The organism is Negativicutes bacterium, assembly GCA_021372785.1.
GTDB lineage: Bacteria > Bacillota > JAAYKD01 > JAAYKD01 > JAAYKD01 > JAJFTT01.
Genome location: JAJFTT010000067.1, coordinates 1 through 21,296, shown reverse-complemented (window position 1 = coordinate 21,296; position 21,296 = coordinate 1). Strand labels below are relative to the sequence as shown.

General features: G+C 52.6%; 17 protein-coding genes and 1 tRNA gene. 8 read left to right on the top strand and 10 right to left on the bottom strand.

What is annotated here, in order from left to right:
- Positions 1–434: 434 nt before the first annotated feature.
- The 6 genes from tsf to LLG09_08380 form a co-directional block, all read right to left on the bottom strand.
- Positions 435–1,307, bottom strand: a complete 873-nt coding sequence (gene tsf, locus LLG09_08405) for a translation elongation factor Ts (protein ID MCE5197129.1) — start codon at positions 1,305–1,307, stop codon at positions 435–437.
- Between the two features lie 5 nt (positions 1,308–1,312).
- The gene (locus tag LLG09_08400) at positions 1,313–1,861 is read right to left on the bottom strand and encodes a PadR family transcriptional regulator (protein ID MCE5197128.1); all 549 of its coding nucleotides are present in this window, start codon (positions 1,859–1,861) and stop codon (positions 1,313–1,315) included.
- Between the two features lie 174 nt (positions 1,862–2,035).
- Positions 2,036–2,407, bottom strand: a complete 372-nt coding sequence (locus tag LLG09_08395; GenBank protein MCE5197127.1) for a VOC family protein — start codon at positions 2,405–2,407, stop codon at positions 2,036–2,038.
- A gap of 27 nt (positions 2,408–2,434) precedes the next feature.
- Complete coding sequence (locus tag LLG09_08390; GenBank protein MCE5197126.1) at positions 2,435–3,151, bottom strand: MBL fold metallo-hydrolase; 717 nt, start codon at positions 3,149–3,151, stop codon at positions 2,435–2,437.
- Positions 3,152–3,166: 15 nt separating this feature from the next.
- On the bottom strand, positions 3,167–6,739 hold the full coding sequence (locus LLG09_08385; GenBank protein MCE5197125.1) for a UvrD-helicase domain-containing protein: 3,573 nt from the start codon (positions 6,737–6,739) through the stop codon (positions 3,167–3,169).
- Positions 6,739–9,579: a PD-(D/E)XK nuclease family protein gene (locus LLG09_08380; protein ID MCE5197124.1), complete on the bottom strand. Its 2,841-nt coding sequence runs from the start codon at positions 9,577–9,579 to the stop codon at positions 6,739–6,741. The genes LLG09_08385 and LLG09_08380 overlap by 1 nt, the downstream gene beginning before the upstream one ends.
- A 217-nt stretch (positions 9,580–9,796) precedes the next feature.
- Between LLG09_08380 and LLG09_08375 the strand changes: the two genes are divergently transcribed.
- Complete coding sequence (locus LLG09_08375; GenBank protein MCE5197123.1) at positions 9,797–11,281, top strand: DUF1846 domain-containing protein; 1,485 nt, start codon at positions 9,797–9,799, stop codon at positions 11,279–11,281.
- Positions 11,282–11,329: 48 nt separating this feature from the next.
- Here the strand turns inward: LLG09_08375 and LLG09_08370 are convergent, their stop codons facing one another.
- The gene (locus tag LLG09_08370) at positions 11,330–12,610 is read right to left on the bottom strand and encodes an MFS transporter (protein ID MCE5197122.1); all 1,281 of its coding nucleotides are present in this window, start codon (positions 12,608–12,610) and stop codon (positions 11,330–11,332) included.
- A gap of 284 nt (positions 12,611–12,894) precedes the next feature.
- On the opposite strand from LLG09_08370, the gene LLG09_08365 reads away from it, so the two are divergent.
- The 4 genes from LLG09_08365 to LLG09_08350 all read left to right on the top strand — a co-directional run bounded on the left by LLG09_08365 (position 12,895) and on the right by LLG09_08350 (position 15,684).
- A tRNA-Asp gene (locus LLG09_08365) sits at positions 12,895–12,971 on the top strand.
- Positions 12,972–13,074: 103 nt separating this feature from the next.
- Complete coding sequence (locus LLG09_08360; protein MCE5197121.1) at positions 13,075–13,614, top strand: flavodoxin family protein; 540 nt, start codon at positions 13,075–13,077, stop codon at positions 13,612–13,614.
- A 169-nt stretch (positions 13,615–13,783) separates the two neighbouring features.
- Complete coding sequence (locus LLG09_08355; GenBank protein MCE5197120.1) at positions 13,784–14,800, top strand: TFIIB-type zinc ribbon-containing protein; 1,017 nt, start codon at positions 13,784–13,786, stop codon at positions 14,798–14,800.
- Positions 14,794–15,684 (top strand): TPM domain-containing protein, encoded by an 891-nt coding sequence (locus LLG09_08350; GenBank protein ID MCE5197119.1) that lies wholly within the window; start codon positions 14,794–14,796, stop codon positions 15,682–15,684. The genes LLG09_08355 and LLG09_08350 overlap by 7 nt, the downstream gene beginning before the upstream one ends.
- 102 nt (positions 15,685–15,786) lie before the next feature.
- Here LLG09_08350 and LLG09_08345 read toward each other — a convergent pair whose 3' ends face one another.
- Entirely contained in the window at positions 15,787–16,923 is a 1,137-nt protein-coding gene (locus LLG09_08345; protein MCE5197118.1) for a glycerate kinase, read from the bottom strand.
- A 54-nt stretch (positions 16,924–16,977) separates the two neighbouring features.
- Positions 16,978–17,610 carry a uridine kinase gene (udk, locus tag LLG09_08340; protein ID MCE5197117.1) on the bottom strand — a complete coding sequence of 211 codons (633 nt, stop codon included), beginning with the start codon at positions 17,608–17,610 and terminating at the stop codon, positions 16,978–16,980.
- Between the two features lie 206 nt (positions 17,611–17,816).
- On the opposite strand from udk, the gene LLG09_08335 reads away from it, so the two are divergent.
- Both LLG09_08335 and LLG09_08330 read left to right on the top strand, forming a co-directional pair.
- Positions 17,817–18,881, top strand: coding sequence for a DSD1 family PLP-dependent enzyme (locus tag LLG09_08335; protein ID MCE5197116.1), 1,065 nt, complete (start codon positions 17,817–17,819; stop codon positions 18,879–18,881).
- An 11-nt stretch (positions 18,882–18,892) separates the two neighbouring features.
- Positions 18,893–19,687: a biotin--[acetyl-CoA-carboxylase] ligase gene (locus LLG09_08330; GenBank protein MCE5197115.1), complete on the top strand. Its 795-nt coding sequence runs from the start codon at positions 18,893–18,895 to the stop codon at positions 19,685–19,687.
- Between the two features lie 81 nt (positions 19,688–19,768).
- Here LLG09_08330 and LLG09_08325 read toward each other — a convergent pair whose 3' ends face one another.
- Positions 19,769–20,311 carry a hypothetical protein gene (locus LLG09_08325; protein ID MCE5197114.1) on the bottom strand — a complete coding sequence of 181 codons (543 nt, stop codon included), beginning with the start codon at positions 20,309–20,311 and terminating at the stop codon, positions 19,769–19,771.
- A gap of 429 nt (positions 20,312–20,740) precedes the next feature.
- Here LLG09_08325 and LLG09_08320 point away from each other — a divergent pair, with 429 nt between their 5' ends.
- The gene (locus LLG09_08320) at positions 20,741–21,130 is read left to right on the top strand and encodes a metal-dependent transcriptional regulator (GenBank protein MCE5197113.1); all 390 of its coding nucleotides are present in this window, start codon (positions 20,741–20,743) and stop codon (positions 21,128–21,130) included.
- Positions 21,131–21,296 lie beyond the last annotated feature (166 nt).

Sequence of the window (21,296 nt, the reverse complement as noted above, 5' to 3'; positions counted from 1 at the left end):
CTTCGAGGAGGAATGTCTCTTCGGAAAGCAAAATCAAAAGGCGTATTGGTATGAATTTACCAGTACGCCTTTTTCAATAACCGATCAAGGAGGAGATCAATATGAAAAGTAAATAAGTCAGCGGAACGCATCACATCGCCATAAAAACCCTGGGTGAGGCTGAATACCGGCAGACAGTTGATTTTTTTGCGCGTCTGCTTAGCTTGCGGGAAATCAGATCCTGGCGAAACGACAATAACTGCGGTATGATGCTGTCAACCGGTAATCGTAAGATAGAAATCACTGCAAACTGCAAGGAGGCAGCACCTCAGGCAGTATTCGGCATTTTGCCTTAGCGACCCCGGATGTGGATGCCTGCATCCGGTTGGTTCCGGAAGCCGGTTACCCAATTGTGATGGAGCCTTTACTATAAAGGCAAGCAAAGCAAAAATCTATCAGCTGCCGGGTTCTTCCGCTTTTTGATAGCGGTAAAACTCGGTGACTTGGATCCTACTATGCAGCGCATTGCCGGCTGCCGCCAGATACTGAGCGACTGTAATGCTGTCATCTCTGATGGTTTGCTGTTCCAATAAGCAGTTCTCCCGGTAGAATTTCTCCAGGCGCCCCTGCAGGATTTTTGCCAGGACAGCAGGCGGTTTTTTATGCATGGCTTGTTCCAATTCCAGCTCTGTCTGCAGTTGCGCTTGGACTGCCGCCAAAGCTGCCGGTGGGATCTGCTCGCGGGTCAGATACTTGGGCTGCATCGCGGCGATTTGCATGGCAATTTCCTTGCCAATCAATTGAAGAGCCGACGCCTCGATGGGGTGGTCAACGCTTAGATTGAGAATAACACCGTATTTACCGTTCTGATGCATAAAGGCAATCGGAAAGTCACCGTTCAGTATCTGAAAACGGCGGATGACGATTTTTTCATTAAACATCAGGACCATTTTCTGCATCAGCTGACGCACTGTCAGGTCCGGGTCATCGCTGGGGCACTGCAGCAGCTGTTCCGGGTCGGCTGGGCGATATTTCGCAATTGCCCGCGCGATCTGCTCGGCATTGGCAATAAATAAGGCGTTGCCGGCTACAAAATCGGATTCCGAGCTGACTTCCAGCAAGACAGCGCGTGGGCCATAGACACCGGCAAAAGCAATGCCGTCTGCCGCTATGCGATTCTCCTTTTTTTGCGCTAAATGGAATCCTTTTTCAATTAAAATCGACATGGCGATTTTCAGGTCATCATTGGCTGTATGCAGCGCTTGCCGGCAGTCCAGCACACCGGCGCCGGTTTCCTGCCGTAAAATTTTGATATTTTCCAAATTCATCTTGTTCATTCCTCCTGTCGTAAATTTGACTGTCCCCAGAGGACTCGCTCAGTCCAGTTCAATTCTGTCTGATAAAAGCCAATAATATTTTCATAAAGCATGGCAGCAAGCCAATGCTCCTCTGCGGAGCAGTTTGTCTGTTCCAATTCCTGCTGCTGTTTTCGTTTTTGTAAGAGCAACTGATTGCGCAGCTCGGTTTGATAATTCAGCATCAGTTCCTGCCACTGTCTTTTGCTCAGCACGTCGGCGTTGGCAAATTGAATCAGAAACGGCTTTTTAAATTCCGGCAGCTCAATCGGCAGGCTGCAGAGTTGTTCCTGCAGGGTGATGCGGCCCTGAGCGGTGATGGTGTAGACTTTTTTGGAGGGAGCGCTCTCCTGATGTTCGGTCTGGCAGCTGACGAGACCCTGATTTTTCAATTCCAATAAGACTTTATAAATCTGATTATTATTGCCGGACCAATACATAATCAATGAATCCTGCATGGCTTTTTTTAAATCATAACCCGACATGGCTTTTTTATTCAGCAAACCTAAAATTGCAGTTTGAATCAAAATAGCACCTTCTTTCTTTAACATAGGTTAATAATAACATATGTTAGGATAGGCTGTCAAGCGGTAAAAAATAAGCCGATGCTTTTTCTTCGGCCATTTCATTGATTGATGAAACAGTAGCAGAAAAGCACCGGCTTGCCAAATCAGCAAAATATGGCTGAGCAGAGGCAGAGATCAGCGTTTGGCCGGCAAAATCTCCAGCCAGTAACCATCCGGATCTTCGATAAAATAGATGCCCATACCCGGATTTTCATAGCAGATGATACCCATCTCCTGGTGCAGTTGATGGGCGGCGGCAAAATCGTCCACGATAAAGGCGATGTGGGATTCATTATCACCCAGTTCATAAGGCCCCTGCTTATCCCGCAGCCAGGTGATTTCAAAACTGTAAATACCGGAGCCGTCGGTGAGGTGGCAGATGCGGTAACGTCCGTCTTTGGCGCTGCTGTCCCGTAGAATTTTTAACCCCAGCGCTTTTTCATAGAAGTCCAAACTGCGCTGCATGTCGGTCACGTTGATGTTGCTGTGGCTTAATTTGAATTGCATTTTTCTTCTCCTCCTCGTGGTTTTTCGCTATTTCACTTCGATGGTATCACCCGGATTGGTGATACAAGTCAGCCAGCTGTAAGGGGAAATGGCATTGAGAAATTTCCTGGTCAAGGGCAACTGATTGCCAAAGTGCATCGGAATCAGGCGGGTGGTATGCGTCGCTTCCGCAAATTGCAGAGCGCCGCGATAAATATCGGTTTTCATCCTGGGATCGATGGGAAAGAAAGCGATGTCCAGCGGCAGGGTGTGCAGGCGAATCACATCCAGTTCCCGTTTGAACCAGGCGTCTGCTTCGGCGATTTCCTGCGGGGTCGATTCTTCCTGCCAATGCCAGTTGTTTAAATCACCGGCGTGGAAAATGGAAAAATCCTTTTTGCGCAGATGAAAGGAGACTCCTTCGTCGGTGCTGCCATATGCGGTGAGATCCAAATCGCCGATGCTGACCGATTGACCCGGCCGCAGATAAGTTGCTTCCGCTTTCAGGTTTTTTTGCGCGATATCATAGCCAAACACATAGTGGATCCTGCGTTCTTTCGCCCATTCCAGAATGCAGGGGTTAAAATGATCGGCATGGCCGTGACTGGCCAGCACCGTCACATATTTAAACCCTTGTAAATCTGCGGGGCGGATCACGCCGTCGGAGAGACCTTTGCCCGGCGTATCTTTGCAATAATCAATGATAACCAGGTGATCCGGCCATTGCAGGGCAAAACCGCTGTTGTATAAATAAGTAATTTTCATCGTGAGTTGCTCCTTTCATTCACTTTTGTCATGGCAAAGCGAAGTATATTCGCAATGATAACAGTTTTCCCGGCTGCATTTTTTAAAATCAGCCGCATCCAGACTGCGCTCAATGGCGGCAGCCAAAGCAATCGCTTCTTGTCTTGCTTTGGTCAGCGTGACCGCATCGCAAGGAACGTCCCACCAGATTCCCGGCTGCACAAAGACCAGCTGCGCGCGAGAAACCGGTTTGCCGGTCAGTTTTTCCACCGCCAGACAATAGAGCTGCAGCTGCAGAGCATAGCCTTCCGCAACGGACTCTGCTTGCGCCGCCCCGATGCGATTGGTTTTATAATCGAGCAACAGCCAACTGCCGTCTTCCTGTTCCGCCAGGAAATCGACGACACCCTGCAGCAGAAAACCGGGTGCCACTAGAACCGTGAACGGCCACTCCCGTAAGCGGGTTGCCTGTGGCTGACGGAAGATTTCCCGATAGCTGGGCTGATTTTGCAGCTGCCGCAGCAGGGTTTGCGCCGATTCGCGCCGGCTGCTTTGCAAAATAAAGTCGGGTTCAGCGAAGACCTGGTTCAACAGCTGCTGCAGGTCGGTTTCCGGAGTCAGCAATTCACAGAGGCGATGAATCAGAGAACCGAAACGCAGCGGATCATCGGGCAGCTTCTGCTGATTGGATTCCACATCGGCAGAATCGTAACCTTCTTCTTCTCTGCGATCGAGCCCGCCAATCTGCCAAAAATCGGGATCGGTCCCGGCAAACCCCGGCTGCGCTTCTTTCAGCCACAAACGATAACGCAAATAATAGCTGCGGGGACAGCGCCGGTAGACTAGCAGGGTGGTGGCGGAAAACTTCAGCAACGGGCGCGGCACAAGGGCAATCTCACGCTGCATCGCGCTTGGAGTGAAAGCGGTTGTAACCGGGAAAATCATCTGCCCTGCCGCAGGTTCAGCAGGTTCATCCGGCACAGCGGCAGCAGCGAGGGTTTGCTGAGATTCGGCTGACACACCTTCTTTTGGCAGCGCCGCTCTGGTGATACGAAAAGCATGCTCCCCTAGCGTCAGGCTGTCCGCGTCACTGCAGGCGGCAGCGCGTAGCGGTTCGCGTCCCAGCCAGTCGCTCAGCAGCTGCCACCAGCTGGAAGCCTCCGGCCGTTTTAGCTCACCGCCGCACAAGAGCAGATAATCTCTGGCCCGTGTCATGGCCACATAGAGTACCCGCAGCGATTCTGCTTTGTCTTCCTGCAGTAAGCGCGTTCGGATCGTCTGACTGCGCAGGCTGCCGTTGGCGAAAGACAAACCAAGCTCGGGATGCCATAAGAGCAGATCGCGGTTCGGCAGTTCCTGTCTGCGAATCAAATCGGGCAGGACCAGGACGGGAAATTCCAAGCCCTTGGCGGCATGAATCGTCATCAGCCGAATGGCATTTTGCCCCTCTTCAAAGAGGGTCAGTTCACCTTCGTTTTCTTCTTCTGCCAGCTGACGGAAATAATGCAGGCATTCCTCCAAACCGTTGAATTCCAAACCGCTGGCATCAATGACCAGATTCTCAAATTTCCAAAGATTGGTCATTGCTTGCTCGCCGTCCGGCAAGCCGGCAAAATACGTTTCCCATTGCAGATCACGGTGGATGCGCTGCAAAAGGGCGGCCGGATCAACATGGCCTTGCAGGTAACGCCAGTTCGTCAGGCGGCGCCAGGCTACTTGCCAGTCGTCAGCAAACTGGGGGTTACCGAACCAAATGCTTTGCAGCCAGCTTTGCTGCCGCCTGCGGCATTGCAGTACATGCTCCGCCAGCGCATTGACAGGCAGATTGTTGACGGGAACATTCAGCCAACCCCAAAGCGTAAATTCATCATCCGGATGCGCGATGGCGGTTAAACAAAGAAGGATATCTTCGATTTCGCGTCTTTGATAGAAAGAGCGGCTGCCCAGGACCAGATAGGGGAGATTGCGGCGCCGTAAGGCGGCTTCATAATAAGTCATTGAGCTGCGGCTGCGAAAAAGCAAGGCGATATCCGCGTAAGTGACCGCCCGGGCGGCTTCCGTACCATCGCTCTCGCGCTGCCAGACCAGCTGTTCCTTTGCCGCTACCATCTGCTGCAGCCGGTCTGCCAGGGTTTCGGCTTCCAGGCGGCGGAATTCTTCGGCGCTGCCGCCGGAGGACAGCAGCAGTTCCAATTGAACAGTTTCTGACGGCAGCTGACGGGCAGCGATCATCGCTTCATAATCCGGCATCAAAGGCGTAAAGAAGGCATTGATCAGGGCGATGATCTTTTCACCGCTGCGGTAATTGCTGCGCAAATGTTTGCGGCCGGGCAGCCGAGACGGCTGCAAAGCGACGGCGATTTCGCCGGAAAGGCGGGAAAACAGCTCCACAACCGCGCCGCGGAAGCCATAGATAGATTGCTGTGCATCGCCGGCAATGAAGAGACTGCGTGCCAGGCTGCTGTTGTTCAGCAGGGACAGGAAAGCATACTGGCCATAATTGGTATCCTGAAATTCATCAATTAAAAAAGCCTGATACCGCTGCTGCAGGCGGGTAAGAATCTGCGGATTTTCCTGCAGCAACTGCAGCGATTTTGCTTCCAAATCAGCGAAATCCAAAGCTACCGCCTTGCTTTTGGCCTGGCTGAAGAGCTGCTCCGCCGTTTGAAAGAGTTGGAGCAGGGAGTTGTAATATGGCTGCAGCCAGCTTTCGTAAAGCTGATTGAGGCTGACGCTCAGCTTGCTTTGCCGGATCAGTTCGTCACTGAGCAGCAGGTTCTTGCTGGGTTTGGCTTTGCCGGTGATCGTCAAGTCATTACAGAGATCAATGCTGTCCTGCAGCAAAGCAGCGATTTCCTCAAAGCCGGCTGCGGCAAAGTCGATCTGCCTAAAGTCCTCCAGGCGCTCCAGCAATTTGGTCCACGATTTTAAAACGGCGGTACCGCGCTGATCAAATCTAGGCTGAGCGGCGCGAAGCAGACGGATGGCGGCTGCGAGATCCGCTAAAATTACCTGCCGATCCGCCGGCGCTGCCGCAGAGACTTGCGCCAATTGCTGCAAAGTGACTCCCTTATTGCGCAACTGTTGATAAAAGCTGCAAAGCTTTGGTATCAGCTGATAAGGAGAATGCTCTAAGAGCAGCAATTCCAGCCCGGAATCTTTGCTTTGCAGTATCTGCTCACAAGCGCTGCGCATGGCTTCCTGCAGCAGGCGGCTGCTCTGCCATTCTTCCATCACACTGAAATTGGGGTCCAGACCGGCTTCCAGGGGATTGGCGCGCAGCAGGCCGCTGCAAAAACCATGGATGGTGGTGATATTGGCAGTGGGCAGCAGCAGCAGCCATCGCGAAAGCTGCTGCTTTACGGCGGGGTCGCTTGTCTCCGTCAGGCTGCGGCGCAGCTCCTGACCAACCCGTTCCCGCATTTCTGCCGCAGCCTTACGGGTAAAAGTAATGGCAACGATCTGATCGATGGCCAAACCGGCTTGCAGAAGATTAAGGTAGCGGTCGACCAACACCCGTGTTTTGCCGGCGCCGGCGCCGGCGGTGAGCACAAGCGACTGCGCCACCTGTTCGGCGGCGTACTGCTGATCTTCCGATAAAACGCTCATCAGATCGCCTCCCTTCGGCAGATGGCCAGGTAGCTGCAATTGCCGCAGGTTTCTTTTTTTCTGGGTTTTGCCGTGAAATTGCCGGAACTGATCTGCCGGTCAATCTCCGCCAAGAGAGCGAGCGTGTCCGCCTGTAAGGTCTGCCAGTTTTCTTGATTGGCAGCCTCAATTAATTTTGGTTGTCCGTCACTGCCTCTGCCGGGGAAATAATAGGCAGCCGACAGCGCTTTTTCCGGTCTGAGTGCCTGCCAGACCAGCATATAGCAGAGCAGCTGCACATCTTCCAGCGGCTGCGTTTTCAGGATCTGATAATTCTCGGCCCGACCGCTTTTATAATCATAAAGCAAAACCTCCGCCTGACCGCTGCTGTTTTGACGGAAATCAACCCGGTCAATTTTACCATGCAACGGGTAGCGGCAGCCGGGCAGCCGCAGCAAAGCGGCGGGATCATCACCGAATTTCCATTCCTGCAAGAAAGGTCTGGCTTGTTTTTCTTGAAAAAGAGCGGCTTCTTCGGTTAGCCAAGTGGTCATCAGCCGCAGGAAACGTTGTCCTTCCGCCTGCCAAAGCAGCGGTGTGCTTTCCAATAGTTCCGGCTTCTGCCAGAGCTTTTCCACAATCGGCGCAATCAATTGACGGCAGGCTGCCAAATCGGGAGGGGATGCGGTATAAAGCGGCTGTTGCCAGGCCTTGGTCAGTTCCTCCAGGATGCGATGCATCAGAATTCCCCGATCCAGGGCGGACAAAGCGGTCTCAGTAGCCTGAGGTTGCTGCAGCTGCAGCAGATAATTAAGAAAATAGGCGTAAGGACAGTCCTGATAACGCAGATAGGAGGAAGGAGAATTGATTAAATCGAGCGGGAGCCAAGCGGGATCACATTGCAGCGCGGCTGTTGTTTCCGCCTGACGCGGCTGCCCGGCACGTACCGCCTGTGCTGCTTCTGTCATTGAGACAGTATCTGCCAGGGCGACTTCATAGGGAGAAGCCGGTACGCTTTGAATCCGATAGGCTTCCGGAAACGCAAGCTGTAAATACAGTAAATAAGGCGATGGCGATAAGGCTTCCCCGCTATTGGAACGCAGGCTGTAGGAGAGCAGCAGCTGTTCTCCTGCCATCTGCAGACAGCCGCGGAATAAGGCTTCTTCTTTGGCGATCAGGCTGCTGATTTCCGGTATCACAAAACCGCAGGATCTCAGTTCTCGTTTGCTTTCCTCCTCCAGAATCCAATCGGCAACCGGGTAGCGGGGGAAGACGGCGTCATTGAGACCGAGCAGAGCCACTCCGTAAAAATGCTGCCCTCTCAGGGAGGAAGGGCTGCCCAAACGCACGCCGGCCGGATGGCCGAACGGTATCGTCAGCTGAATTCCTTTTAAGATGGTTTTCAGCTCGCTGAGATATTCGGTTAAAGTCCAGCTGCCATTTTCGAGCAGCAGCGGCGCGGTTGCGGAAAGCTGCTCCATGGCCTGCAAAAAACCCTGCCAGGCAGCCCGCTGCCGTTTTTCCTGCAGCAGAAAATCCGCTTCCGACAGATTGATCTTTGCCAAGCGCCGCAGGTTTTGATCAATCTGCCGGCATTGCATCAGGTGCAGAATTGCCGTGCGGAATTGCTCCGGTGTGGCAGCAGAGGGCAGCTGTGCCAAATCCTGCTGCCATTGCTCTAAATATTGGCGCCCCTCCGCAAAAAAATCCGGCGGCAGAATCAGAAAATTGAGCGCATCCTCTTCCTTGCTTTTTTGCAGGGCAGCCAGGCGGCTGTTGCGGCGCTCGGCGGCTGCCAGCCGCGCGAACCAGGCGTCCCAATCACCGGAAAGCCCTTCGGCACGCCAAAGACCGGCTAAGCTCTGCGCCAAATCGGCTTTGGGGTTGAGCAGCGGCTGCCGCAACAGAAGCGCCAGATTGAATTGACGCAAAGACGAGGCGGTATCCAACAGCGTCAGCATGGCCTGACAGAAAGGCTGACGGCCGATCGCTTCCCGGGCAACACAGCTAAAGGGCACCGCAGCATCCTGCAGCGCTTCCATCAGCAAAGGGAAATAAATCGTTTCATCGCGCACTGCCAAACACCACTCCTGCGGAGCGATACCCCCGGTCAGAGATTGTTTGACACGGCGGACTATCTCTCTGGTTTCCCGGCGCAGATCCGGCGCCGCCAAGAAATGCAGGCATGGCGGCTGTTCCCATCCGGCTAAGGCGGGTGGCTCGCTGCAATCGACGGCGCTGTTGGCTGCCAGCTCCTGCAGCTTCTGCAGAAGCGCTTGTTCTGCCTGGTTGAGATGATAGAGGTAACTGCCCTCTAAAGCCTGTAAATTGTGAAATAAAGCTGGTATTTCGCCATTCTGCAGCAAATTGAGCAGCAAAAGAGGCTGGTCGGCAGCATCGATACAGCCGATGTCTTTTTTTCTATTTTCATAAGCGGTATAGACCGTCGCCAGATCGGTTAAGCGCGCGGAATTTACAGCGGCTGCCGCAAGTGTCAGCTGTCGGCAGTCTATGCCGTTTTCCTTACAGGTGGTGATGCTGCGCAGCAAGGACTGGGCAAGCCCCTTTTGCTGATCACCAAAGCGAAAAGAGCGCAGTTGATTTTGACTGCGCAGTGCTTTCAGCAAATCAAGCAGGATCAGCTCCTGCTCGCGCGGTAAGAGCAGCCGCTCGGTTTGCCTGGCATCCTGCAGCAGACGGGTGGTCAATTGCGCCAGGGTGAAAATGAAACGGGGAGTTCCCGGTTGCGGATGACCCAAGCCATCGGCAGCCAGGTGATTTTGAATTTGTAAAATCAGATCCGTCGTCGGCAGCAGGAAGCCGGTGTCGGCTAAAGGAATCCATGGAAAGTGACAGATCATCTCAAAACACCTCATCAATCCATTCTTTTCTGCTCTGACCATTGGTTGATTGATCATTTTATGTTTATTTCCACAAGAGTTGCAGGGATCCCTTGTCGAGGTTTGCGGGATTTGGCGGCGTTGAATTTTTCTGCTTGTAAGTGCTCCGCAGGTGTGATATATTACGGTTTATGAAATGGGTTTGAAACGATTGACGATGAAGGGGGTGCCGGATTTGATCCGCAAGGGTTTTGATAATGATCTGTATATTGAGCGGCAGTCACGGGAAATCCGCAATCGAATTGAGAAATTCGGCGGCAAACTTTACCTGGAATTTGGCGGCAAACTGTTTGACGATTACCATGCAGCCAGAGTACTGCCCGGTTTCAAACCGGATAGCAAATTGCAAATGCTCAAATCGATCAATGATCAAGTCGAAATCATCGTTGTGATCAAAGCCGGTGATATCGAGAGCAATAAAATCAGAGGTGATTTGGGCATCACCTATGATGCGGATGTGCTGCGTCTGATCGACGCGTTCCGCGGCATTGGTTTGTATGTGGGCAGTGTCGTCATCACGCAGTTCAATGGGCAAGCTGCGGCAAAATTGTTTAAGCGTCAGCTGAACCGCTTGGGAGTGCCGGTGTTTTTGCACTACAGCATCGAAGGGTATCCGCTGAACGTTGCGCTTATCGTCAGCGACAATGGCTTCGGCCGCAATGAATATATTGAAACCAGTCGGCCTTTGGTGGTTGTTACCGCACCCGGACCGGGCAGCGGCAAAATGGCAACCTGCTTATCGCAGCTCTATCACGAACATAAGCGCGGTTGTATCGCCGGCTATGCGAAATTCGAAACATTTCCGATCTGGAACCTGCCATTAAAACATCCGATTAATTTGGCATACGAAGCGGCTACCGTCAATCTGAACGATGTCAATATGATCGACCCGTATCATCTGGATGCTTATGGTATAACGAGCGTCAACTATAATCGCGATGTGGAAGTTTTTCCGGTCCTGCGCACCATGTTTGAGAGGATCAGCGGCGAGTGCCCATATCAATCCCCCACCGATATGGGTGTCAATATGGCGGGATTTTGTATTTTTGATGACCGGGCGGTCAGCGCCGCAGCAGGGGATGAAATCATCCGCCGTTATTATGAAACAGCCGCTTTGCGCCGCAAAGGCGTCCTGCCGGAAGAGGCAGTACATAAGATAGAACTGCTGATGAATCAGGCGAACGTTTCGTTGCATGATCGGCCTGTGGTCGCTGCTGCGTTGAAACGCTCGAAAGAAACGCAGAATCAACCGGCTATGGCGATTGAACTGCCGGACGGACAGATTGTGACCGGTAAAACTTCCGATCTGCTGGGTGCTTCCTCAGCCGCTTTGCTCAATGCCATCAAAGCGCTGAGCAATGTCAGGAAAGAGATCAAATTGATTGAACCGGAGGTCATTCGTCCCATCCAAACGCTGAAAACGGGTAGTATGGGAGATCAGAACCCCCGTCTGCACAGCGATGAAGTACTGATTGCCTTATCGATCAGTGCGGTCAGCAGCGAAGCGGCCGCAACCGCTGTCGCTAAACTGCCGGAACTGCATGGCTGCGAAGCGCATTCTACGGTGCTGCTTTCCCAGATTGACGAGACGGTCTATCGGAAATTAGGTTTGAATCTGACCTGTGAGCCGGTTTACAGCAGCAACAAACTCTATCATAAATAAATAAAACGGAGCCGCGGCAATTTCAGATTTGTCATGGCTCCGTTTTTGTTATGATGATTTGCCGGGTTGATCATATTTCCGGAACGCCCACCAATAAAAGACCGAAGCGGCAAAGTAGAGGGCGCAGGTAAAGTAATACGGCGAAGAATTACCCCAGGTATCCATCATGATACCACCCAGAATCTGACTGGCGCTGCGTGCCAGCGAATCTCCCATGTTCATGGTGGAACTGGCCGTGGCGCGCATATCGCTCGGTACAATTTCCATGGCAAAAGAGGTGGAAATCGGAGAGGACATATTCATTAAAGCCGTTCGCACCCAATAGAGAATGGTTACAACGAAGATGTTGGGTGCCAGAGAAATGGTCAGCAAAGCCGGGATGGAAAGCACCTGCGTGATCAGGACGGAATTGATCCTGCCCAGCGTCCGCACCAGCCAGGGGCTGCAGAGAACCGCTACGGTTAAGGCAACGCGGGAGCCCATGGTAATAAAGCTGATTTCTCCGGCGGAAGCGCCCAGGGAATCGCTTAAGAAGACATTGAAAAAGGAAACCGTCATCCCGGCACCGGCGCCGATCATAAAGCGATAGATCGTCAGATTGCGCAGATTTTGATCTTTGACGATGGTTGACAGATCGGAAAAAACGTTGTGACGCTTGGAGGGCTGGAAGTTATCTTCCTTCACCATGGCCATCGGGATGGCGGACAAGACTAAGAAAATCGTCGAAAAGGCCAGGGCCAGGCGGAGCTGTGAAACTTCCAAAAAGTCAGTCCAACCCATTGCCTGTGCGAAAAAGGCCAGAAGCATGGGGAACACACCGGCTAAAGCGGAGCCGCCCACGGAAGCGACGGTTTGCAAAGCCTGGTTGACGGAGAAAAGATGGATACGTTCTTCCGGCTTACTGTTTTCCATCAGAAAGGGATTCTGCACCACGGCTTTGAAAGTAGACCCGATGCCCTTGGAAAAGCTGACGAAGAGCAGGATGGCCGGGTTTAAAAAAGTGACTTCAGCCAGCGTTGCGACGGTGTTCAGGCCAATCGACCACATGACTGATTTTTTGCGTCCGACCCGATCGGCAATCACCCCAATGGGAATCGCGGCGATCGCCGCGGCTAAGGTATTCATGGCCATGTAAGTGCCGATGTAGGACTTACTGAAACCGAGCTTTAAAAAATAGACATTCAGAATCGTGGAACCAACACCCAGGCAAATTTGCGTGGAAGCGTGACTGAGCAGGAACAGCTTGGCATTGCGGCTGAAAGAGCGGATTTTATCAAAATAACTGCTGCCGCTGTCAAATTGTGCCTGCTCTGAGCGACTGACTGACATGAAAAAACCTCCTATACCATAAGCCGATCGCAGGAATCACCTCGGATCAGTCAAAAAGAAATCAAATAAGCGGTTGTTCGAAAAAAAAAACAGAACGGGAAACGAAGCCGCGTTAAGCTGATTATTTAGTTCGCTACACGAAACGAAAAACCTTTTCTGCAGCGGACAAATTCAATATCCAACGTCAGCCTTCTCAGTGCTACCGTAATTTATAGGAAAATACCGGGCTATTCACTTGCCAAAAAAGCAAAAATAAGGTATAATATTGTCTGTTCAAACAATATGGAACTGTGGTGTAGCGGCCTAACATGCCTGCCTGTCACGCAGGAGATCGACGGTTCAAATCCGTTCAGTTCCGCCAAAAAGCGCTCAGGGTTTTTAAAAAAGCCTTGAGCGTTTTATTTGCTTGGCTGACAGACGAGCCATACTATGCTATAATGAAATACAAAAAAGGAGTGGTTGATGTGAAATTACTGATCATTTCCGGCACACCCAAAAAAGAAGGTCTTTGCGTTTCATTGCTTCAGGCTGCCCAGGCAGCCGGTAAAAATAGCTGTGATCTGGTTTCAGTGAGCGATTTGAAACTGGAAAGCTGCCGCGTCTGCAATGAGGGCTGGGGTCAATGCCGCACGGCGCACACCTGTATCATCAACGATGGTTTCAATGAGCTGAAAGCATCCATGGCAAATTACGACGGTTTTCTCTTTGTCACACCGGTCTATTGGGGAGAAGTCAGCGAACCGATGAAGCTCTTTCTTGACCGCCTCAGACGCTGTGAAGCGTCTCACCGGGAAGAAAGTATCCTGAAAGATAAAAAATGTCTGCTCGTCGCCAGCGCCGGCGGTTCCGGCAACGGAACGCTGAGCTGCCTGGAAGAATTACAGCGGGCCGTAACGCAGATGGGCGGCAAAGTGTTTGACTATTTCAGTGTCAATCGTTGGAATGCCGATTACAAGCGGCAAGCGCTGGCCAAAGCCGTGGAAGCCATGTTAAAGGATAATTAGAAACAAGTCGGGCGGAACGACTGAAAAAGACTCTTTACAACGATGTGAAGAGCCTTTTTGTTTGGATATTTGCCTGAACCGCTGCCGCGGCAGCGGTTCAGGCAAAAGGAGATTGCGCTTAATTTCGCGAATCAATAAAGTATCAATGGGAAAAGAGGTGAGAGCCGATATGCCTGCCACAACCTATAAATGCCCTGCCTGCGGCGGAGGTTTGCTTTATAATCCCGAAATTTTAAAGTTCAGCTGCGATTATTGCGGTAGTACTTTTGAAGAAAAGCAATTGACCGATAAGCTGCAGGATCAGTCCGCTGAGCTGGAGCACAGTGTGGTCTATTCCTGTCCCAGCTGCGGCGCTGAAATTGTGACCGATGAAACCACGGCAGCGACTTTCTGCTATTATTGCCACAACCCGGTGGTCTTGTCGGGACGTTTAACCGGCGAATTTCAGCCCGATTTTATTTTGCCTTTCAGCGTCAGTAAAGAAGCGGCGAAGGCAGCTTTTCTGAACTGGATTGGCAAAAAACGCTATGTACCCAGGCACTTTTACGATGATGAAAATCTTGAAAAAATCACCGGGGTCTACTATCCCTATTGGCTGGCGAATTATCAATTGGCGGGTTCTTTTGAGGGGGAAGGCACCCAGGTGAGCAATGTGGTCACTCCGATGGAAACGATTGTCAGTACCAAACATTACGCTGTCGGTCGGCAAGCGACGCTGGAGTTTAACGAGATCGAACGCAGCGCCCTGCAAAAAGCGGATCGTAAATTGGCGGACGGAGTGCATCCCTACAATCTGGCGGAAATGAAAGCATTTTCTGAAACGTATCTTTCCGGTTTTCAGGCGGAAAAACGTGACATTGACAATGCCGAACTGCATGAATCGGTGGAAACCGAACTGAAACAATATGTGCGGCCGCTGCTGACCCAGGATCTCAATTACAGTTCGCTGAATGGCAATGTCAGCACCGCGGTCCGCAAGGCGGAGTTTAAGTATGCCTTGCTGCCGGCCTGGATCATCACCTATCACGATCAGGCGGGGCGGCTTTTCTACTACAGCATGAACGGTCAAACACAGGCCGCATGCGGCATCCTGCCCTTGGACAGCGGAAAATTGCTGCGGGACTGCGTCCTGTTGGCATTTGCTGTCGCAGCGCTGCTTTGCGCGGGAGGGTATTTCTTATGGTGAAGCATTTACGGCGCGGACTCTGCCGGACGCTTGGTCTGGTTTTTCTGCTGCTTTTAGGTCATACGGTGCTGGCTGCCGATCTCGCCTCCGCCGGCGCCCGGGTCTTCGATGATGCCGATTTATTCACTGCTGCCGAAGAACAAACCCTTGAACAGGAGATCAGCAAACTGCGCACGGCGATCAAGATGGATATCGTCGTCTTGACCAGCACAGCCGCCGAATACAGTGCGAATGACAGCCAGGCTGAAAAAAATGGCATGGCATTCGCCGATGATTTTTACGATCAAAATGGCTTTGGCAGCGGCGAAGCGAAGAGCGGCCTGATCTATTTTATTGATATGTCAAACCGGATGCCGATTATTACGACCTGCGGTGCGATGATTCACTATATCACCGATGCCCGGCTGGAAACCATGCTGGATGCAGCCTGGCAGCCTTTGGCTGACGGTGATTTTGCCGCTTCGGTCAGCAGTGTTCTGCAGAACACCAAAAAATACGTTGAGAGCGGTATTCCGGAGGGGTCGTATCAATACGATACAGAAACCGGATTACCCACCACCACACCTCATAAGGCGCTGACTGTTGCGGAAGCCGGTATTGCCGCCGGAGTTGGCGCCGTGGCGGCGGCGATCCTTTACTTTGCCGTGCGCGCTTCCTATCGATTGCAGGGCAGCACCTATCACTATGATCCGGGCGAGCATGCTTCTGTGCAGATCACCGGCAGCAGAGATGATTATCTGCGCACCTCGATCAGACGCATTCCCAGACCGCGCCCGCCGGTCAATCGCGGTGGCGGCGGCGGTGGCTTTGGCGGCAATCGCAGCGGTACGCATGTCTCCGGCGGCGGGGTGACGCACGGCGGCGGCGGCGGCCGGCGTTTTTAGGCCAAAAGAGAAGCGTGGCCAATGACCCGCAACAGAAAAAGGCAGCCGGCGGTGAAAACCGTCAACTGCCTTTTTCGGCAGCTTGCCGAAATCAATAGAAGGTCAAAGTGATTGGCCGATTCGCAGCAGACGCAGGATGCGTTCCGCCGCGGCTTCAATCAAGGTTTCGGCCTGTCGCATGGAATCCTGCAGGGAGATCGGGCCGTTGGCGATACTGAGCATGGCGTCGATTCCCTGCTCATAGACTGCTTCGGCGCCGTCGGCAATACAGCCGGTGATGGCGATGACCGGCACCTGCCTTTGCTTGGCCCTGGCAGCCACGCCAACCGGCACTTTACCGAACAACGTTTGGCTGTCTATGCGGCCTTCGCCGGTGATGACCAGATCGGCGCTTGGCAGCAGCCGGTCAAAATCGGCTAAATCCAACATTACATCAATGCCGCGCTGAATTTTAGCGTTGCCGAAAGCCATTAAAGCCAGGGCGGCGCCCCCGGCCGCTCCCGCACCGGGCAGAGCGGCAAGATCGAGACCCAACTGCGTTTGCAGCAGGGAAGCATAATGAAAAAGCGCCGCATCCAGCTGCAGCACCTGCTGCGGCGAAGCTCCTTTTTGCGGTCCGAACACCGCGCTGGCACCCTGTGGGCCGCAGAGCGGATTGTTCACATCGCAGGCGATGACGATTTCGGCGGCAGCGAAACGATCGTCCAGACCGCTCAGATCAATCCGATACAGGTTAGCCAACGCGGCTCCCCCCTGGGGCAGCAAACAGCCGGATTGATCGTAAAATCGAACACCCAGGGCGCTGGCCAGACCCATGCCGCCATCATTGGTGGCGCTGCCGCCCAGTCCGATGATCAACCGGCGGCAGCCCAGCTCGAGCGCCGCGGCAATCAATTGACCCGTGCCATAGGTGGAAGCGCGCAGCGGATCGAGATTATCTTGGCTGAGCAAGGTCAAACCGGAGGCTGCCGCCAATTCCACCACGCCGGTCCCGTCGGGCAGGACGGCAAAAATCGCATCGGTTGCGTCGCCCAGCGGACCGCAGACCTTGCGGTGATGCAGCACGCCGGATAAACCCTCGCTTAAAGCAAGACAAGTGCCTTCGCCGCCGTCGGCGATTGGTATGATTGTTACCCGGGCAGCCGGATCGACTTTGGCGATGCCCCGCGCCACGGCGCGGGCTGCTTCCAGCGAGCTGCAGCTGCCTTTGAAGGAATCAACGGCTACAACGATATGCAAAGTATTTTCCTCCTCTTGACCGGCGGCTTTTCCTTGACTCAGGCCCGGCTGCGGTTACTCGACAATTTCTTCCGCTTCTTCAATGAAAGCGCGGATGCGTAAAAAAAGCATGGCCAGGGCGACTGTATTATGTCCGCCCTCCGGAATGATGATATCGGCATATTTGCGGCTGGGTTCTACAAATTGCTCATGCATCGGTTTCACGGTGTTCAGGTACTGCTCGCGAATGGAAACGAGACTGCGGCCGCGCTCATTGATATCGCGCTCAATCCGGCGCAGAATGCGCACATCGGCATCGGTATCGACAAAGACTTTGATATCCAGCATCGCGCGCAAAGCGGGATCTTCCAAAATCAGAATGCCATCAATCACGATGACGGGCGTGGGCGGTACCAGAATGGCGGTCTCAGAGCGGTTGTGAATCGTAAAATCATAAACCGGACAGCGGATGGCATTGCCCAGACGCAGCTGTTCGAGATCCTTGACCAAACGTTCGGTTTCAAACGCTTCCGGGTGATCATAATTCAAGCGGCAGCGCTCCTCATAGTTGAGATCGTTATGGGCCCGATAATAATTATCATGATAGATAACACAGAGATCATCGCCGAAACGTTCGGCCAGGCGCCGTGTTAAGGTCGTTTTACCGGAACCGGTCCCCCCGGCGACGCCGATCATCAATGTTTTCATCGTATGCATTCCTTTCCGGCTCCTGAATACTTGGCAGGTAACACTTGCTTCCTTTCGTTTCCGAACTGAATTATAGCACGGGTTTTGCCAATTACCAACTGCTTTTTGCAGGAACGCCGCATTCGTTTTGACTCTATTGCAGGCAGCCGGTTTTATGTTATAATAACCTGACAAGCAAAAGGAAAGAAGAAAGGTCGTGTATCGTAATGCAAATTGACGGCATTGAAACCCCGGCTTTGATTTTGGATCAGCAGAAATTTGAACAGAATCTGCAAACCATGATGGACCTGATCAAGGACAGCGGTATGGCACTCCGGCCGCACTATAAATCGCATAAAAGCACCGCGATTGCCTTAAAACAGATCGAATACGGCGCTAAGGGAATTACCTGCGCCAAATTAGGCGAAGCGGAGGACCTGGCGGAGGCCGGCGTGCAGGATATTCTGATTGCCAACCAAATTGTGCAGCCTGCCAAACTGAGCCGAGTGGCTTGGCTGGCCAGGCGCTGCCGCCTGACGCTATGCGTGGATTGCGAAGAGAATATCTTAGCCCTGGCTGCGGCCGCGACCTTCGCCAATGCGACCGTGCATTGCTATGTTGAATTTGATGTCGGCATGAAGCGCTGCGGTGTGACTACCTTTGCCGCGGTGGAAGAACTGGCTCGCTGCATCATGGCGCAGCCGCATCTGAGCTTTGACGGGATCCAAGCCTATGCCGGCCAATTGTCGCACGAATACAATACGCAAAAACGGACAAGCGCCTCTGCCTTGACCGATCAAACTCTGGTGGAACTAAAAAAATACCTGGAAGAAAGGGGTATTCCGGTGGCTCAGATCAGCGGCGGCAGCACGGGTACGGCCTTGCTGAAAGGGAAGCCGCGGATATACACGGAACTGCAGGCGGGAACTTATATTTTCATGGATGCGTCCTACGGCAAGATGCAGCTGCCCTTTGAGCAGGCGTTGTTTGTTCTGACGACCGTGATCAGCAGCGGCGAACACTGGGTGGTAACCGACGCCGGTGTCAAATCGGTTGGGGTTGACCAGGGCAATCCGGTCTTCGTCGGTTTTGATCCGGCAGCGCCCGTCAACATGAGCGAAGAGCACGGAGCCATTTGCTTAGAAATAAACAATTGCAAAATCAACGATAAGATTTTTTATATTCCCGGTCACAGCTGTACGACAGCGAATTTGCACGATAAGATCTATCTGGTGCATGGCGATCAAGTCGTCGACCGGTTCCTGATTACCAGCCGCGGCAAAGCGCAGTAAACGGGGCGAGTATGCAGGACAATCAACTGAATGCGGCAATCATCCGGGAGCACCTGCGTGCCGAATATCGTCAAATACCGATCAGCATCGCGCAGCAGGTTGCCTCCACCAATCAGACAGCCAGGGAAGAGGCACGAAACGGCGCTTCGCATGGCTCGCTTTGGTTAGCGGAAAGTCAGACAGCCGGTCGGGGACGGTTGGGCCGCAGCTTTTTTTCACCCGACCGGCAAGGAATCTATCTCAGTCTGTTGTTACGCCGCCAAAGGGAACAGCAGCCGCTCCTGCTGCTGACGACCTTAGCGGCTGTCGCGGTCCGGCGCGCGGTAGCCGAAGTCTGCGGCATCGCAACTCAGATCAAATGGGTCAATGACATCTATCTGCGCGACCGCAAATTGGCCGGAATTTTGGCAGAAGGTGTGATCGGTCCGGCGGGAGAACTGACGGCAGTGGTGCTGGGCATCGGATTGAATTTCTGCGGTAAACAGGAAACATATCCGCCCGAACTGCAAAATGTGCTCACAGCCCTCTATCGTGAGGCGGCACCGGTCAGCCGCAATCAACTGATCGCTGCCATAATCAATCAGCTTCTGCTGCTGGCTGACCAACCCGCCCTGCAGGCGGCTGCTTTGCAGGAGTACCGGGCGCATTCCTGGTTGCTGGGGCAGGCGATCACCTGGCAGGAAAACGGTATCCTTTACAAAGGGACAGCACTGGATATTGATGCTGCCGGCGGCTTGCTGGTAGCCAAAGAAGATGGAGAACAAACGACGCTGCGCAGTGGGGAAGTCACCGTACGCAGACAATAAAACGGTTCGCATCGATTCCTGAAAGGAGTTGTGATGCCAAAAAGATTGCGCAGTAAACTATTCCGTCCAATGGAGACCTAATTACCGCCCAGAAGGATATAGAAGTAATCGTGCGGAACCGGGTGCTGAGTGAAAAATACCAGCGCCGCCAGAATTCCGTGATGAAACGAGAAATATAAGGGTAATTAAAATTCTCCGGAAAGATGAAACCAAACATGCGGCCGAAACCGGTCGCCATGTCGGTATAGCCGAAAAAATCGAAGTAGATTTGCATACTGGAAGCCGGTAAACCAAGCCAGGCGGCAGCAGTGACCAGAGAACCGGCGGGTTTCCCCAAAATTTCCTCGGCCAAAGCACCCAGTCCAAAAGATTGTGCTGCGCGTCGGCCTTGCCGCTGCGCACATCCAACAGATAACTCAAATCCTGAAAGGTATAGAAAGAGATACCGATCGGTAAGGCGATAGTGGGCAACGTGCCGCTTGTCCCCAGCAAAGAAAACCAGCTGCCGACCAAAAAGGCGGCATAGGTATCATAGATCAGCAGACTAAGGTTGATGGCTGTCGCAATGAAGGTAACATAAATACTTGTCTGTGCGTTGCCGTTCCTGCTCGATTGCGCAGCCAAGAAAGTAATTGATCACGATGGAAGCCGGTATCACGATAATATGAGTTGGTTCGCCGAATGCATAAAAGAAGAGGCTCCGGATCAAAATTGCAAAATTACGCCAGGATAACCATTGAGCCGGGATCAGAAAATAGACTAAAAAGGGGAAGTAAGAATTAAAACAGAAAAATGACGCTGCTGAAAACCATATTGGGTTCCTTTTGGCTGCTTTGTTTCAAAACAGCAGCATTTACTATCTCAAATCAATTCTGAATTGACAACAAACAAAATCAGAAAAAAACGGGTGCTCTCCGGTCAAACAGACAGAGGATTCAGGGATAAATTTGAGAAATAGCCTGCTTTGCAGCCAATCGGCAAACTAAATTCTTGTGCTCCCCTCTGAAAAGTGCTATAATCAATTCAGCTAAAATGTTTGAGAGCAGGGAGAGTATGGCTAAAATCAGCGCGTCGGGTCAGGATTATCTCGAGGCCTTATTAGAGTTGTCGGGAGGGATGCATCCCGTCCGCTCCATTGATTTGGCTAACCGGATCGGGGTGTCCCGCGCCAGTGTCAACAAAGCGATCGGTGTCTTAAAAAACAGCGGCTTTGTCTTGCAGGAGCGTTATTCCGATATCATCCTGACCGAAGAGGGTATCAAGGCAGCCAAAGCGGTGCGCAAGCGCCATACCGTTTTAAAGACTTTTTTACAGAGTGCTTTGCAGGTTGACGCTGAAAATGCCGAAGAAGATGCCTGTAAAATGGAGCATGTGATCAGTTTGGAAACCTTGGAAAAATTACAGAACTTCCTGGTTTTGCAGGGAATGTTAAAAAAAGAATGAAAAAAAAGCTGCCGAAAGGCAGTTTTTTTTTCATTCTTTCCCGCAGGCGGTTTCCCGCAGGCGGTTTCCCGCAGGCGGTTTCCCGCAGGCGGTTTCCCGCAGGCGGTTTCCCGCAGGCGGTTTCCCGCAGGCGGTTTCCCGCAGGCGGTTTCCCGCAGGCGGTTTC

Bases quoted from the DNA above. Each gene is read 5' to 3' on its own strand.
- LLG09_08380 (MCE5197124.1), bottom strand. From the start codon at position 9,579: ATGATCTGTCACTTTCCATGGATTCCTTTAGCCGACACCGGCTTCCTG.
- LLG09_08320 (MCE5197113.1), top strand. From the start codon at position 20,741: ATGGCTAAAATCAGCGCGTCGGGTCAGGATTATCTCGAGGCCTTATTA.
- LLG09_08395 (MCE5197127.1), bottom strand. From the start codon at position 2,407: ATGCAATTCAAATTAAGCCACAGCAACATCAACGTGACCGACATGCAG.
- LLG09_08370 (MCE5197122.1), bottom strand. From the start codon at position 12,610: ATGTCAGTCAGTCGCTCAGAGCAGGCACAATTTGACAGCGGCAGCAGT.
- udk (MCE5197117.1), bottom strand. From the start codon at position 17,610: ATGAAAACATTGATGATCGGCGTCGCCGGGGGGACCGGTTCCGGTAAA.
- LLG09_08355 (MCE5197120.1), top strand. From the start codon at position 13,784: ATGCCTGCCACAACCTATAAATGCCCTGCCTGCGGCGGAGGTTTGCTT.
- LLG09_08385 (MCE5197125.1), bottom strand. From the start codon at position 6,739: ATGAGCGTTTTATCGGAAGATCAGCAGTACGCCGCCGAACAGGTGGCG.
- LLG09_08330 (MCE5197115.1), top strand. From the start codon at position 18,893: ATGCAGGACAATCAACTGAATGCGGCAATCATCCGGGAGCACCTGCGT.
- tsf (MCE5197129.1), bottom strand. From the start codon at position 1,307: ATGAATTTGGAAAATATCAAAATTTTACGGCAGGAAACCGGCGCCGGT.
- LLG09_08335 (MCE5197116.1), top strand. From the start codon at position 17,817: ATGCAAATTGACGGCATTGAAACCCCGGCTTTGATTTTGGATCAGCAG.
- LLG09_08350 (MCE5197119.1), top strand. From the start codon at position 14,794: ATGGTGAAGCATTTACGGCGCGGACTCTGCCGGACGCTTGGTCTGGTT.
- LLG09_08390 (MCE5197126.1), bottom strand. From the start codon at position 3,151: ATGAAAATTACTTATTTATACAACAGCGGTTTTGCCCTGCAATGGCCG.